This is a genomic window from Nocardia sp. NPDC051756, assembly GCF_040681495.1.
In the GTDB taxonomy this organism is placed as follows: Bacteria; Actinomycetota; Actinomycetes; order Mycobacteriales; family Mycobacteriaceae; genus Nocardia.
Map to the genome: position 1 here is coordinate 285,573 of NZ_JBFAYV010000003.1, position 14,219 is coordinate 299,791.

Consider the following 14,219-nt stretch of genomic DNA (forward strand, 5'->3'; position numbering starts at 1 on the left):
TAGAGAAATGCCATGGCGGGTAATCCTTTTCACTCGAAGGTGCGGTCGATCCAGTCGATCGTCTGCATGCCGAACAGGTCGGTGCCCCAGCCGTAGATATCGGTGAGCATGCGGACCATGCCGCAGTCGGTGGGCTGGTAGGTCACGTCGGTGCCGCCGGCCCGATAGGTCTCGGCGAGTTCGCGCGAGTCCTTGGCGGGCACCAGCGACATCGGCGAGTCGTCGGCGACGCAGGACGTGATGGCCACCTTGGCCTTCGGCGTGCCGGAGCGGCCGAGGATGTTGTCCTCGAACGCGCGCTGGAAGGCGGGTTCGTCAGCCGGGCTCAGGCCCGAGTTGAACAGGGTGTTGAGCGGCAGGAACGGCAGCCCGAAGTAGGCCGGCGTCTGGCACTGGGTGCGGAAGGCGTTGGCCAATCCGACGCCCGCCGGGTTCAGCTTGGCGTTCACCTCCATCTCCGGGTACGCCGGCTCCAGGCCGAGCAGCGTGGCCAGGGCGAATCCGGAGCCGACCGAGCCGTCGGCGACCCGCATGAAGTTGCGCGGGTTGACCACCATCCCTTCCAGCACAGCGGATTTCACGTCGAGTTCCGGTGCGTAGGTGGGCTGGAGCTCGGCGGAGAAGGCCGCGCCGACCCCGCCGCCGGCGATGCCGAACAGGCCGATCTGCGCCTTCGGATCGAGTCCGGCCTCCCGGTGCGCCAATGCCGCACGGACACCGTCGAGTTGGGCGTGCGCGGCGAACTTGCCCGCGAATACGCCGTGCGGCTTGCGATCTCCGTCGTTGCCGACATCGGAGATCATCACCGCGTAACCCTTGTCGAACATCAGCGCCAGCGGGCCGAGCGCCGACCACGACGAACCGTCCAGCGGATCGCCGCCGGTCCACTGCGTGCTCGGATGACAGGACCAGCCGACGCTGTCGTTGGCCTCCTGGTAGGAGATCACCTTCTTCTCCCCCACGGGCGCACCATGATTGGGAATCATCAGGATGCCGGTGCTGATCACCGGGGTGACGCCGTCGATGCCGGTGGTGACGTACATCAGCTTGTAGGCCTCGACGTCCGGCGGCGTGATGCCGAGGAACATCACGTCGACCTTCTTGGCCTTCAACAGCGTTCCCGGCGCTTCGGCGCCGGTCAGCGGCGGCTCCTGATAGAACGGGTCATCGGCGAGCAGCGCCTGGAACGCCTGATCCGGCGGAACCGGTTGCGCGCCTTGGATCTGGCCGACGACGAAGCCGTTGAACACCCGATCCAATCCGGGCGTCGGCATTTCCCCTTGCGCCGCAGCGGTTCCCGCGCACAACATCAGCGCGGTGACCGTGGCGACGGCCGCGGTGAACAGTTTCATCTAGCGCACCGCCATCGTGTCGATCGGAGTCACCTGGATCTGCCGGGCGGCCGAATCCAGCAGCTGCGGGATGTTGAACAGCGGACGATGCGATTCCATCTGGATCTCGTACGGTGTGCGCATCACGGCTTCCAGTGCGGGCCAGTTGTTTTCGACCTGGAACTTGTATTTCGGCAGCAGCTCGGTGGTGATGTAGTCCCAGCGGGAGTCGAATTCCGACCAATTCCATTCCGGCAGCGGCAAGGTCACCAGCGCCGGGCGTCCGTCGGCCATCGTGACCTGCATGCGCACCGGGTTGAACTCCCGTGGCGGCGCGACGCCGGCGACCGACGGCGAGCCCGCGGCCCCGCTGACATAGGTGATCGCCTCGCCGACGCTGCCCTTGTAACCGCGCACCGAATCCCACTGGTCGCGAATCACCCACTCTTGTTCCCGGCGCAGCAAAGTGCCGTTGCCCGAGGCGATCCGGTCGTAGTCGCCGGAGGCCACCCCGCGCCAGGCGTCCATGATGTCGGCGCCGAACAACCCGGCCGCCTGGAACTCTTCCAGGGCCGGCAGGCCCTCGGTGACGTAGGCGTCGTGCATCGGCATCAGATCGGAGAAGATGTTCTTCTGCATCACCAGGATCATCCCGATGATGTAGCGCAGGTCCGCCGGCGAAATCTGCGAGCCCGCCTCGGCCAGCGCCATCAGGCCGCGCGGAAGCTGGGCCACCGCTTGCGGTCCGGCGGCCTGCTCGACCGCGGCGATGACGCCGCGCGCCGACTCGGACAGTCCGGGCAGGCCGTAGATGTTGCCCATCAGCTCGAAATCGATGAGCCCGCCGCCGAAGTCGGCGCCGACCTGACCGCCCATGCCCGCCCATTGCAGCTCGCGGTGATTCAGTTGCAGGTCTTCGTAGTAGCGGTAGGACCTGGTGAGATTGGTGCGGTTGGCCTCGACGCCCGCGCGCGGATCCCAGGAACGCAGGTCGATGCCCGCCTTGTTCGTCGCGTCGACCAGCCAGTACTGGTAAAGCAGCGCGGCGTAGCGGGTCGGCGCGACCCCTCGAGCGCGCGCCTCGTCCAGCAACCCGCGCAGCTCGGCCGCGTCGTAGGGCAGTTCCGGGTTGACGCCGCCGGGGCTGCTCGCGGCGTCCCGGTTCACCAGCGGCAGATCCAGGTAGCGGTCCACCTCGCCGGCCGCTCCGGCGGGGGCCGCGGCCGCGAGTCCGAGACCGACCGCGGCCGCGAGGGCCAGGGCGGTGGCGCGCAGCGCTATACCGATTCGCATCAGCTGTTCAGCCTTCCTCTCTGCTAGCTCGATTCGAGTAATTCGTTAAGCCGAAGAGATGTCCTGTCGGTAGCTGCAAGTCGATAAGGCGGCGATATAACGCCTCGACGATTGCCGATCACCGGTAGCACAGTAGGTGACGTGCAGGTAAACACACAGATCAGCCCCGCTGCAAGAAACGATGTGGCGGAGGCTCGGCAACCGAAGAAAACCTGTAACACATAAGTTGCCTGCTAGTAGCTGTTAAATAGTCCCGCGGACGTCGAGAAATGCGACGCGGATGTGAGCCGACATTCATGAGAAAGCTCACAGCGGTCACGGGCGGGTCATCACCACGGCGGGGGCTATCCGAATCTCACCGTCTCAGACAGAATGGGGTCGGACAGCTACGTCCACGGACCGCGACCGCCGCGGCCCGGATAGTGGGGTGAATCCATGGCCGAGAAGCATGTGGTCCGCAATGGCGAGGTCGACATCGCCGTCTATGAGCAAGGCAATCCGGACGGGCCGACGGTCCTGCTGCTGCACGGCTGGCCGGACTCCCATCACCTGTGGGACAACGTCGTGCCGGAGCTGACCGAACGGTTCCGGGTGCTGAGCGTGGATAACCGCGGGCACGGCGAATCGTCCAACCCGGCCGGCACCGCGGCCATTTCGACCACGACGCTGGCCGCCGACTACGTCGCGGTGATCGAGGCGCTCGGCGGCGGCGCGCCCGTGCATGTGCTCGCGCACGACTGGGGCAGCGTCGCCACCTGGGAGGTCGTCTGCCGGCCCGACTCGGCCCGCCTGATCGCGTCGTTCACCTCGGTCTCCGGGCCGAGCATCGCGCACGTCGGCAAGTGGGCGCGGGCGCGGCTGTCGCGGCCGACGCCGCGCAATATCGCGCTGCCGCTGGCCCAGCTCGGTTCGTTCGCCTACTCGACGTTTCTCGCGCTGCCCGGACTACCGAAGGCCGCGATCAAGCTGGGGATGAGCGAACAGCTGTGGCGCTCCGCGCTTTCCGCGGCCGAGGGCGCGGCGCCGGAAGACATTCATCTGGCGCCGACGTTCAAGCAGGACATGGCGAACGGGCTGCGCATCTACCGGTCGACCTGGGCCGCGAATCCGCTGCGGGCGCGCGACGAATTCACCACGGTGCCAACCCAGATCATCATCGGCACCCGCGATCCCGCAGTGCGGCAATCGAGTTACGCCGACGAGGACCAGTGGGCCGATCAGGTCTGGCTGCGCGTGGTGAAGGGCGGGCACTGGCTGCCGTTCTCGCATCCGCAGCTGCTCGCCGCGGCCACCGTCGAACTGATCGACTCGGTGACCGGCACGCCGCCGGCCCGGGCGCTGCGCCGCGCGCGAATGGGGGTGTCGCGCAAGCCGTTCGAGGATCAGCTCGTCGTGATCACCGGCGGCGGTAGCGGTATCGGCCGGGCCACCGCGCTGGCGTTCGCGCGGGCGGGTTCCGAAGTCGTGGTGTCCGACGTCAACGGGGTAGCGGCCGAGGCCACAGTGGCGTTGATCGCCCAGGCCGGCGGCACCGCGCACGCCTACGAACTGGACGTGTCCGACGAGTCCGCGATGCGCAAGCACGCCGACGGGGTGATCCGCGAACACGGCGTGCCCGACGTACTGATCAACAACGCGGGCATCGGCCAGGCCGGGCGATTCCTGGACACCTCGGCCGAGGATTTCGACCGGGTGCTCGCGGTCAACCTGCACGGCGTCGTCAACGGCTGCCGCGCGTTCGCCGGCGTGATGGCCGAGCGCGGGCTCGGCGGGCACATCGTCAACCTGTCCAGCATGGCCGCCTACACCCCGCAGCAGGCGTTCACCGCGTACTCGACCAGCAAGGCCGCGGTGTTCATGTTCTCCGACTGCCTGCGGGCCGAATTGGCCGGTAGCGGAATAGGTGTCAGCACCATCTGCCCCGGCATCGTGCACACCAATATCGTCGCGAACACCCGGATGTCCGGCGTCTCCGCCGAGGAGGAGCGGCGCAGGCAACAGCTCTACGACCGGCTCTACCGCCTGCGGGGATACGGGCCGGAGAAGGTGGCCGAGCAGATCGTGCGGGCGGTGCGGAAGAACAAGGACGTGGTCCCGGTGACGCCGGAAGCCCGGTTGCAGTACGTCTTCGGCCGATTCGCCCCGGGCGTGGTCCGATTCGCCGCCGCCCGAGGCAGTTTGGTGCGCTGACGACGAAAGGTGGCATCCGGTCGTGATTTACGACCGGATGCCACCTTTCACTCGGTGCTTAACGCTCGATGATCGCCACCACGCCCTGGCCGCCAGCGGCACAGATGGAGATCAGCGCGCGGCCGGATCCCTTCTCCGCCAGCTGCTTCGCGGTCGAGGCGACGATGCGGCCGCCGGTCGCGGCGAACGGGTGACCCGCCGCCAGCGAGGAGCCGTTGACGTTGAGCTTGCTGCGGTCGATCGAGCCGAGCGCGCCGTCCAGGCCGAGCCGCTCCTTGCAGTACGCGTCGGACTCCCACGCGGACAGCGTGGCGAGCACCACGGAGGCGAACGCCTCGTGGATCTCGTAGTAGTCGAAGTCCTGCAGGGTCAGGCCGTTTCGGGCGAGCAGGCGCGGCACCGCGTAGGTCGGCGCCATCAGCAGGCCGTCCGGGCCGTGGATGTAATCGACGGCCGCGACCTCGCTGTCGACCAGGTTGGCCAGCACCGGCAGGTTGCGCTCGGCGGCCCACTCCTCGCTGGACAGCAGCACCGCGGAGGCGCCGTCGGTCAGCGGGGTGGAGTTGCCCGCGGTCATGGTGGCGTCGCCCGCCTTGACGCCGAACACCGGCTTGAGCGTGGCCAGCTTCTCGATGGTGGAGCCGGGACGCAGGTTGTCGTCGCGGGTCAGCCCGAGGAACGGGGTGATCAGGTCGTCGAAGAAGCCACGGTCGTAGGCGGCGGCCATGTTCTTGTGCGACAGGTAGGCCAGCTCGTCCTGCGCCTCGCGCGGCACGCCGAACTCCTTGGCGGTGATCGCGGCGTGCTCACCCATGGACAGCCCGGTGCGCGGCTCGGCGTTGCGCGGGATCTCGATGCCGAGCATGCTCGGGCGCAGCTGGCCGACCAGCTTGAGCCGGTCCTTGTTGGACTTGGCGCGGTTCGCATCCAGCATCCACTCGCGCATGCCCTCGCTGACGCCGATCGGGGCGTCGGAGGTGGTGTCGGTGCCGCCGCCGATGCCGGCGTCGAAGCGGCCCTGGGCAATTCCGTCGCCGACGGTGACGATGGCCTGGAGGCCGGTGCCGCAGGCCAGCTGCAGATCGTGGGCCGGGGTGTACGGGCTGAGCTTGCTGCCGAGCACGCTCTCGCGGATCATGCCGTGCTCGCCGACCCGCTTGAGCACGGCGCCGCCGACCACCATGCCGAGCCGCTCGCCCTGCAGGCCGAAGCGGCTCACCAGGCCGTCCAGCGCGGCGGTGAACATGTCCTGGTTCGAGGCGTGCGCGTACGCCTTGTCGGAGCGAGCGAACGGAATCCGGTTGCCGCCCACGATCGCGACCGGGCGGGTGGTCTTACCGGTCTTGGCGGTGCTCTTCGCCGAACGGGATTTGGTTGTCACTCGAGTCTCCAGGTCTCGTTGGGGATGTTCGGCGCTCCGGAGTCCGCGTGGAAGTCTCCACTGATCGGCGCCCCGTCGCGGTTGGTTTACATTAAACTTACTCTGGAGTAAGTTTGTTGTCGACACCGTACCCCCGCAAATGTGCGTGAGCAGACCAAATGCCGGGGGAACCAGCAGACCCGAGAACAGCATCGCGGCGTGAGCGACAGTCCCGGAGGCGGTAGCTTGCGTAACCACACGGCAGGGACCGTGCACACGCCGCCGACCACACAGAAAAGGTAGGAACAGTGGCAGCCAGCAAGAGCAAGGGTGCGCCCAACCTCTACGGATCGTTCGTACACTCCTCCCCGGGTCAGTTCCTGGCGAGCAAGCTCGGGCTGCCGCAGCCGGAGAACCTGCGTCGCTATAAGGCGGGCGAAGCGCCGCTGCCCGGGCCGGTGTTGCTCGGCGGCAAGGGCCGGGTCGCCGAGCCGCTGCGCACCCTGCTGACGGACTACACCTTCGCCGATTCGGCCAGTGCCGGAACCAAGTTCGGCGCGCTGGTGTTCGACGCGACCGGCATCGGTTCGATCGAGGACCTGTCCCAGCTCTACGAATTCTTCCAGCCCGCCATGCGCAGCATCGCCGCGTCCGGCCGCATCGTGGTGATCGGCACGACCCCCGAGCTCGCCTCGACGGTGGACGAGCAGATCGCCCAGCGCGCGCTCGAGGGCTTCACCCGCTCGGTGGCCAAGGAGCTGCTGCGCGGCGCCACGGCCCAGCTGGTCTACCTGCACCCCGAGGCCTCGACCGGCGCGACCGGCCTGGAGTCGACGCTGCGCTTCCTGCTCTCGGCCAAGTCCGCGTTCGTCGACGGCCAGGTGTTCCGGGTCGGCAAGGACGACGCCACCGCGCCGGCCAGCTGGGATCGCCCGCTGGACGGCAAGATCGCCGTGGTCACCGGCGCCGCGCGCGGCATCGGCGCGACCATCGCCGAGGTGTTCGCCCGGGACGGCGCGACCGTGATCGTCGCCGACATCCCGGCCGCCGGTGAGGCGCTCTCGCAGACCGCGAACAAGGTCGGCGGCACCGCGCTCGCGCTGGACGTGACCGCGCCCGACGCCGCGGAGAAGCTGGCCGAGTTCGCCACCGAGCGTTTCGGCGGCATCGACATCATCGTGCACAACGCCGGCATCACCCGGGACAAGCTGCTCGCCAACATGGACGAGGGCCGCTGGAACTCGGTGCTCAACGTGAACCTCGCCGCGCCGCACCGAATCACCGAGGGCCTGGTGTCCCGAGGCGCGCTGAAGGAGGGCGGTCGAGTGATCGACGTGTCCTCCATCGCCGGCATCGCGGGTAACCGCGGCCAGACCAACTACGGCGCGTCCAAGGCCGGGGTCATCGGCATGGTCAACGCCGAGGCGCCGAAGCTGGCGGAGAAGGGCATCACCATCAACGCGGTGGCGCCCGGCTTCATCGAGACCGCGATGACCGCCGCCATCCCGCTGACCACCCGTGAGGCGGGCCGGCTGATGAGCTCGCTGCTGCAGGGCGGGCAGACCGTCGACGTGGCCGAGACCATCGCCTTCTTCGCCAGCCCGGCGTCGAACGCGGTGACCGGCAACATCGTTCGCGTCTGCGGGCAGAGCCTGATCGGAGCATGATGTCGCAAGTGATCTCCCTGAAAGAGACACCGAAGAACGGGCCGCTGTACCTGAAGGCGGCGCTGGGCGCGATCCCGCTGCCGCTGGTCTCGGGGCGCAAGTCGACGCTGCCGGATCGGTCCAGTCAACTCGACGGCCTGCGGGTCGACCCGGATCATCTGGCCGCCTACTGCCGGGCGACCGGGCTGCGGTTCGGTGATGCGCTGCCGCTGACCTACCCGTTCATCCTCACCTTCCCGATCGTGATGCAACTCGTTGTGCAGCGCGACTTTCCGTTCGTCGCGGTCGGTGCGGTGCACGCGGAGAACGTGATCGAGCGGACCCGCGAGATCTCGGTGAGCGAGCCGCTGGACATCAAGTCGCACATCGAGAATCTGCGCGAGCACCCGAAGGGTCTACTGGTCGACGCGATCAGCGAGATCAGCGTCGGCCGCGAGCTGGTCTGGCGACAGGTCACCACCTTCCTGCACCAGCAGCGCACCTCGCTGTCCGGTGGGCCGAAGCCGGAACCCAAGCCGGAGGAGGCCGCGCCGCCGCCGCTGCGCACCTGGCGGATCGATCAGAAGACGATCAACCAGTACGCCGCCGCGTCGGGCGATCACAACCCGATCCACATCTCCTCGTTGGGCGCCAAGGCGTTGGGCTTCCCGAAGCCGATCGCGCACGGCATGTGGTCGGCCGCACACATCCTCGGCACCATCGAGGGCCGGGTGCCGGCCAAGACCACCTACTCGGTGAAGTTCGGCAAGCCGATCTTCCTGCCGTCGACGGTGAACGTGTACGCGGATCAGGTGGCGGGCGGCTGGGATCTGGCCGTGCTGAACCCGAAGAAGGGGTTCCCGCACCTCACCGCGTCACTGCGCTGACGTACTGAACGACAGGAGCCGCACCCGGCCGGGTGCGGCTCCTGTCGTTTCACCGAGAATCGTTGTGCGGCAAGCGGTTCAGCAGTTGCAGTCGCAGCAGCCACAGCAGTCGCAGCAGCAACCGTCGCCCCCGCAGCCGCCGTCGCAGCCGATGCCGTCGCAGTTCTTCATCCAGGCGTCCTTGCGTTCGCCGGTGCACGGCTGGGTGTGATCGGCACAGCAGGCATAGCCGGTGCAGTACCCGCCGAGGATGAGCGTGAGGGATTCGCCGATGCCGGGACGGCGGTGGCCGGTGCGCCGCGACTGCATCCGGACGTCGGCGTGCTCGTCGGATATCCCGCAGGCGTGACCGGCCACCGTGCCGATGCCCTGACCGAGTTTGCGCAGGACGGAGGTCAGCGGGTCGAGCAGCATCCAGCGGACGGTGGGCACCGTGTCCAGCTCGGCCTGCGCGACCGCGGCACGCAGTCGCGAATCCGATTCCCGCAGTAGGTCATACGCCTGCGGCATGCTGGTGCCGGTGGCGGCGAGCGGATTGAATCTGCCGCGCTCCTGGTCCGTCTCGTAGTCCTGTACCGCATCGGCGAGGTGCGCGATCCGGCCGAATTGCCAACCCGCCGTGCGCATTGCGTCGACGTTGTCCGGGCGCTCGGCCAAAATCGCGGTGTGCGCGAAGAACTCGGACGCGCAGAGCTGAGTGGGTGCGGTCAGGCGCGCGAGCGCGTCCGTCCCGTGGCCGGCCGACTGCTCCAACTGCGTCTGCGTGTTCAGCGCGGCGACGAGCGGTTCCACGTCCAGGCCGATGAGCTGCGCACTCGTCTGTGCCTGCCCGGCCCAGCGACTCGCGGCCTTCGCCATCGGCGTACGCGCCAGGACCGAGGCATCGCCGTCGTCCACATGGTCACGGACCTTGGCCGAGGCCAGCAACAGTGACGCCGTCGCGGCCAGCCGCACCCCGGGCGAATTCGCCGAGGCCACCGACGCGCGCTGCATCCCCCGTAGCGCGCACCGCCCGGCCGTCGTGCGCTCGACCGCGCCGGTGGACTGCGCCTCGGTGAGCATGCTCAACACGATCGCGTCCACATTCGTTGTCGCCCGGGCCAATTGACCGTGCCCGTCGCGCAACCCCAGACACAGCCCGCACATGTGCGTGCGCCACTCGGCCGCATCGATTCCATACTTCGCCGCGCCGTGCGAACACGGCCTGAGCAACCCGAACAATTCCGCCCCGTTCTCCCCGGCTCGTCCTGGTTGGAGCCGGTCTGTGCTTGGTGATCTCCGCACTCTGGCAGGCCGTTAACCGCACGGCAACCGCTACGCGCGGATCACCCGCATCCGGGCACGCCGAAGCCGGCACCCAGCCGAGGTCTGGTCTACTCGGTCTTCTTGCGGCCGGCCAGACCGCGCCAGGCCAGATCGTCGAGCAGGTCGACGGCCTCGGAGACCTCGATGCGGCCGCTGGCCACCCGGTCGGCGATGGCCTCGCCCGCGCCGATCACCGCGACCGCGACCACGTCGAAGTTGGTGCCGGGCTCGGGGTGCTTGGCGCTGGATTCGAGCAGCTTGGCGGTCAGTTCGATGACGCGCTCGCGGGCGTTCTCGATCTCCGAGGCGAACGCCTGCTGGCCGATGGCTTGGCGGTAGAGCACCTGCCAGGAGCGCCGGTTGCGGTCGACGAATCCGAGGAAGCCCTCCAGCGCGACCCGCACCTGTTCGTGCGGGGAGAGCTGTGGATTGCCAGCGGGCACCACCGATTCGATGAAACGCAGGCCCTCGCGCTGGATGCAGGCGCGGAACAGTTCGTCCTTGGAGCCGTAGTACAGATACAGCATCGGCTTCGATATCTTCGCCTCGGCGGCAATGGCATCCATCGAGGTATCGTGGAAGCCCTTGCGCGAGAACACCTCGACCGCGGCATCGAGCATCTGCTGCTCACGAACCGCCCGAGGAAGTCGTTTCGTTCCGCCCGCCATCCACTCTCCTACCGCATGGTGAAGTTCATATATTACTCCAAGGTAAGTTCCGTGGGTCGCATTTGCTCACCAGTCGCGGAAACAGTGCCTCAGCAGCGCGGAAGCGCGCCCTTGAAGGTCGCCATACGCAGCACGGACGCGTCCACCTGGGCGGCGGGCAGGCGGCCGGCCGCCACCGCCTGCTCCAGCTGGTCGAGCACGCTGGACACGGCATTGGTGCTGATCCACAGCGCGTTGTCGGCACCGGCGACCAACGCGGCCTCCACCGCGTCCGCGATGGACAACCGGCTGGTGATCGCGGCCATGCCGCTGAGATCGTCGGTGAAGATCGGCCCGTCGAACGGCGCCGCGCCGTAACCGCTGCCGCCGCGCAGCAGCGCCATGACCTGCGGGCTGATGCTGGCCGGCACGTCCGGGGTGGTGAGGCCGGGGACGTCGAGGTGGCCGACCATCACGCCCGCGCCGGACTTGATCAGGTTGCGGAACGGGACCAGGTCGACGTTCTGCAGGTCGGCCAGCGGGGGCGTGCGGACCGCGCCGCGATGCGAATCGCCCGAGCCGGAGCCGTGACCGGGGAAGTGCTTCAGCACGGTGCCGACACCGACCTCACGCATGGCCCGGATGTAGGCGTCGGCGTACTTGGTGACCACCGCGGGATCGTCGGAGAAGGAACGGTCGCCGATGACCGAGTCGTCGGGCTGGCTGCTCACGTCGCTGTCCGGCGCGAAATCCACCGTCACCCCGAGGTCCTTCAGCGCGCGGCCCCTGGTCAGCGTGGCGTCGTGGAACTGTTCGGGGGTCATGGTCTCGGCCGTCGCCCTGGCCGAGGGCGCCTTACCGATCAGGTTCCCCACCCGGGAGACGCGGCCGCCCTCCTCATCGATGGTCACCATGAGCGGGACCTTGGCCGACTGCTTGACCTGATCGAGCTGGCCGGAGGTCAGCAGCGTGAGATCGGTCCAGCTGCCGACGAAGATGCCGCCGACCTGTTCGGTACTCACCACATTCGCGGCGTCGGCGTCGCCGGTGATGCCGACGGTCAACAGCTGCGCCAGCTTCTGCCGCAGGGTGAACTGCGCGAGATAGCCGGCCGGGCAATCAGGTTTCGCGGATGTTGTTGTCTGCGTGGACGATCCGGTCGTCGACGCGGGACCGGCCGCCGACGGCGGCGCGGAGTCGCCGCCACCGCCGCTCGAGCAGGCGGTCGCGACGGCGGCCAGCACGGCGAGCATGAGCAGGGGCGTCTTCCGCATGGACGTCAACCGTACAGAGCGCTTGCGACGCGCGACGGCGCGAGGCCGCACAGAGCGCTTGCGACGCGCGAATGCGCGAGGCCGCACTGATCGCGCGGTATGGCGGTACCGGTGGGGCGGCCGCGTGGTTACCCGAGCTGGGTGTTCCGAGGCGCGATCGATTCCGCGCGCCAGCAGGTGGGCCGGGCTCGGTCAAGGTAGCCTTAATCAACAGCCGTGAGTCTCCCACCAGGAGGTCATCGTGCCCTGCGATCTGATGCTCATCGCCTACGACGGGTCCGAGAACGCCAAGCGGGCCATCGAATACGCCGGGCGGTTCCTCAGCGCGAACCGAGCGATCGTGCTGACCGCGTGGGAGCCGATGGTGCGCCAAGCCGCCCGCCTGTCCGGGTTGTCCGGGGTGATGCAGCCGGAGTGGGTCCCCGACGAGGAGATCGAGGACGTCGCCTACGTCGACGCGCGCACGATCAATACCGAGGGCGTCCGGCTGGCCAAACTCGCCGGGCTCAATGCCGAGGCGCGCACCGCCGAGTGCACCACGACGATCTGGAACGCCATCGTCGAATGCGCCGACGACCTGGACGTGGACATCATCGTCGCGGGCACCCGCGGCGCCACCGGCATCCGCGCGCTCATGCACAGCAGCGTCGCCGACGCGGTGCTCAAGCATTGCCATCGCCCGGTGCTCATGGTCCCGCCCGGCAAGGAACCCGCGGCCAAAACCGGTTAGCCGGCGGCTCGGTCGTGAGGGGGCTCACGGGTGGGTCTCGACGGGCGGGCGCGGGGTTATGGTCGAGGGACTATGGATGGATTCCTGCTTGCTCAGCCGGACGGGGTGGTCCGGGCGTTCGGCAGCCGGGTCGCCTTCGACGAGGCGGATCGGGCGGTGGCCGCGCTGCGGGACGGCGAGGCGGCGATGATCGTCGGTGCGCTGCCGTTCGATCCGCGCAAGCCGGCCGCGTTGAGCGTGCCCGAGCGGGTCGAGCACACCGCGGGACCGTGGCGGCCCGCCGCGCTGCCCGAGCTGCCCGCCGTGCGGTTCGTCACCGAGATCCCCAGTGCCGCTGAACATATCGCGCGGGTGACGAAACTCGTCGAGCAGCTGAACGATCCGGCGCAGCCGCTGCGGAAGGTGGTCGCGGCCCGCTCGGTGCTGGCCGAGGCGGCCGACGCGCTGGAACCCGAACTCGTCGCCGCCCAGCTACTGACCCGGCATCCGCACGCCAATGTGTTCGCGGTTGACCTGACCCCCGCCGGGCGCACCGGCGCGACGCTGGTCGGCGCCACCCCCGAGGTGCTCATCGCCCGGCACGGCGACACGGTCACGCTGCGCCCGCTGGCCGGCACCGCGCCGCGGCGCGCGGATCCGGACGCCGATGCGGCGCAGGCCCGGGAGTTGTTGGCCAGCACCAAGAATCGCGCCGAGCACGCATTCGTCATCGATTGGATTCGGGACCAGCTCGGCCCGGTCTGCGCCGAACTGTCCATTCCCGACGGTCCGGAACTGATCAACACGCACGAGGTCTGGCATCTCGCCACACCGATCACCGGACGACTGCGCGACCCTTCCACCACCGCCCTCGACCTGGCCTTGCTGCTGCACCCCACGCCGGCCGTCTGCGGCACCCCGACCGACCTCGCGCTCGACACCATCGCCGACCTGGAGGAGGACCGCGGCTTCTACGGCGGCGCGGTCGGCTGGTGCGACGCCGACGGCGACGGCGCGTGGGTGGTCGCCATCCGCTGCGCGGAATTGTCCGCCGACGGACACACCGTGCACGCCTACGCGGGCGGCGGCATCGTCGCCGCCTCGGACCCCAAGGCCGAACTCGACGAGACCACCACCAAGCTCCGCACCCTGCTCGGCAGCCTGCACTGCGCCATCCCGGCACACTGACCGCCCGCCGCCCGCGGGAACGGCTGATAGCGCCGCCGACCCGCTGTGATCGCCGCCCCAGCCGCATCACCTGGCGGGAATCGGCGGGCTGAACGCACCGGATACCGCAGCGGGCTGCTAGGTTGACCGGGAATGTGCCTGCATCGATGTATTGGAGTGCCGCAATGAAGTTTGCTGTTCCTGGTGTTGCGAGTGCTGTCGGCGGCGCCGTGCTCGGCGTGATCGCGGTGCTCCTCGTCACGGTGGCGGTGCAGCAGAACTCGCGGCCCGACATCGACCGCAGCGGCGACAAGGACTCCTCGTTGCTGAACAACGTCGAGTACGGCAGTCGCTGAGCTGACCCCCGCTTCACCTGCCGACTCGCTCGAACCGGCGGCGCGGCGGCACTC

12 protein-coding genes are annotated in these 14,219 nt (G+C 68.6%); 6 read left to right on the forward strand and 6 right to left on the reverse strand.

All coding sequences use genetic code 11. The features are described from left to right. Nucleotides 1-29: 29 nt before the first annotated feature. Together AB0M22_RS12975 and AB0M22_RS12980 are read right to left on the reverse strand one after the other, a co-directional pair. The gene (locus AB0M22_RS12975) at nucleotides 30-1,310 is read right to left on the reverse strand and encodes a lipase family protein (RefSeq protein ID WP_364726883.1); all 1,281 of its coding nucleotides are present in this window, start codon (nucleotides 1,308-1,310) and stop codon (nucleotides 30-32) included. Between the two features lie 42 nt (nucleotides 1,311-1,352). Beyond that, nucleotides 1,353-2,624 (reverse strand): hypothetical protein, encoded by a 1,272-nt coding sequence (locus tag AB0M22_RS12980; RefSeq protein ID WP_364724832.1) that lies wholly within the window; start codon nucleotides 2,622-2,624, stop codon nucleotides 1,353-1,355. A 435-nt stretch (nucleotides 2,625-3,059) separates the two neighbouring features. On the opposite strand from AB0M22_RS12980, the gene AB0M22_RS12985 reads away from it, so the two are divergent. Next, complete coding sequence (locus AB0M22_RS12985) at nucleotides 3,060-4,814, forward strand: SDR family oxidoreductase (RefSeq protein WP_364724835.1); 1,755 nt, start codon at nucleotides 3,060-3,062, stop codon at nucleotides 4,812-4,814. A 58-nt stretch (nucleotides 4,815-4,872) separates the two neighbouring features. Here AB0M22_RS12985 and AB0M22_RS12990 read toward each other — a convergent pair whose 3' ends face one another. Further along, the gene (locus AB0M22_RS12990) at nucleotides 4,873-6,195 is read right to left on the reverse strand and encodes an acetyl-CoA C-acetyltransferase (protein ID WP_364724838.1); all 1,323 of its coding nucleotides are present in this window, start codon (nucleotides 6,193-6,195) and stop codon (nucleotides 4,873-4,875) included. A 287-nt stretch (nucleotides 6,196-6,482) separates the two neighbouring features. Here AB0M22_RS12990 and AB0M22_RS12995 point away from each other — a divergent pair, with 287 nt between their 5' ends. After that, nucleotides 6,483-7,841 (forward strand): 3-oxoacyl-ACP reductase, encoded by a 1,359-nt coding sequence (locus AB0M22_RS12995; RefSeq protein WP_364724840.1) that lies wholly within the window; start codon nucleotides 6,483-6,485, stop codon nucleotides 7,839-7,841. Then, nucleotides 7,838-8,707 (forward strand): MaoC/PaaZ C-terminal domain-containing protein, encoded by an 870-nt coding sequence (locus tag AB0M22_RS13000; protein ID WP_150400209.1) that lies wholly within the window; start codon nucleotides 7,838-7,840, stop codon nucleotides 8,705-8,707. Before AB0M22_RS12995 ends, AB0M22_RS13000 begins: the two co-directional genes overlap by 4 nt. A 78-nt stretch (nucleotides 8,708-8,785) precedes the next feature. On the opposite strand, the gene AB0M22_RS13005 is transcribed toward AB0M22_RS13000, so the two are convergent. From AB0M22_RS13005 to AB0M22_RS13015, 3 genes are all read right to left on the reverse strand, one after another. Beyond that, a complete protein-coding gene (locus AB0M22_RS13005; RefSeq protein ID WP_364724844.1) occupies nucleotides 8,786-9,928 on the reverse strand; it encodes a DUF5685 family protein in 1,143 nt (380 codons plus the stop codon). Between the two features lie 152 nt (nucleotides 9,929-10,080). Beyond that, complete coding sequence (locus tag AB0M22_RS13010; protein ID WP_364724847.1) at nucleotides 10,081-10,680, reverse strand: TetR/AcrR family transcriptional regulator; 600 nt, start codon at nucleotides 10,678-10,680, stop codon at nucleotides 10,081-10,083. An 89-nt stretch (nucleotides 10,681-10,769) separates the two neighbouring features. Further along, on the reverse strand, nucleotides 10,770-11,933 hold the full coding sequence (locus AB0M22_RS13015; RefSeq protein ID WP_364724850.1) for a glycoside hydrolase family 3 N-terminal domain-containing protein: 1,164 nt from the start codon (nucleotides 11,931-11,933) through the stop codon (nucleotides 10,770-10,772). A gap of 241 nt (nucleotides 11,934-12,174) precedes the next feature. Here AB0M22_RS13015 and AB0M22_RS13020 point away from each other — a divergent pair, with 241 nt between their 5' ends. The 3 genes from AB0M22_RS13020 (at nucleotide 12,175) to AB0M22_RS13030 (ending at nucleotide 14,165) form a co-directional block, all read left to right on the forward strand. Further along, a complete protein-coding gene (locus AB0M22_RS13020; protein WP_364724854.1) occupies nucleotides 12,175-12,663 on the forward strand; it encodes a universal stress protein in 489 nt (162 codons plus the stop codon). Nucleotides 12,664-12,735: 72 nt separating this feature from the next. Beyond that, the gene (locus AB0M22_RS13025) at nucleotides 12,736-13,830 is read left to right on the forward strand and encodes an isochorismate synthase (protein ID WP_364724857.1); all 1,095 of its coding nucleotides are present in this window, start codon (nucleotides 12,736-12,738) and stop codon (nucleotides 13,828-13,830) included. A 164-nt stretch (nucleotides 13,831-13,994) separates the two neighbouring features. Continuing rightward, complete coding sequence (locus AB0M22_RS13030) at nucleotides 13,995-14,165, forward strand: DUF2613 domain-containing protein (RefSeq protein WP_083894819.1); 171 nt, start codon at nucleotides 13,995-13,997, stop codon at nucleotides 14,163-14,165. Nucleotides 14,166-14,219: the final 54 nt, after the last annotated feature.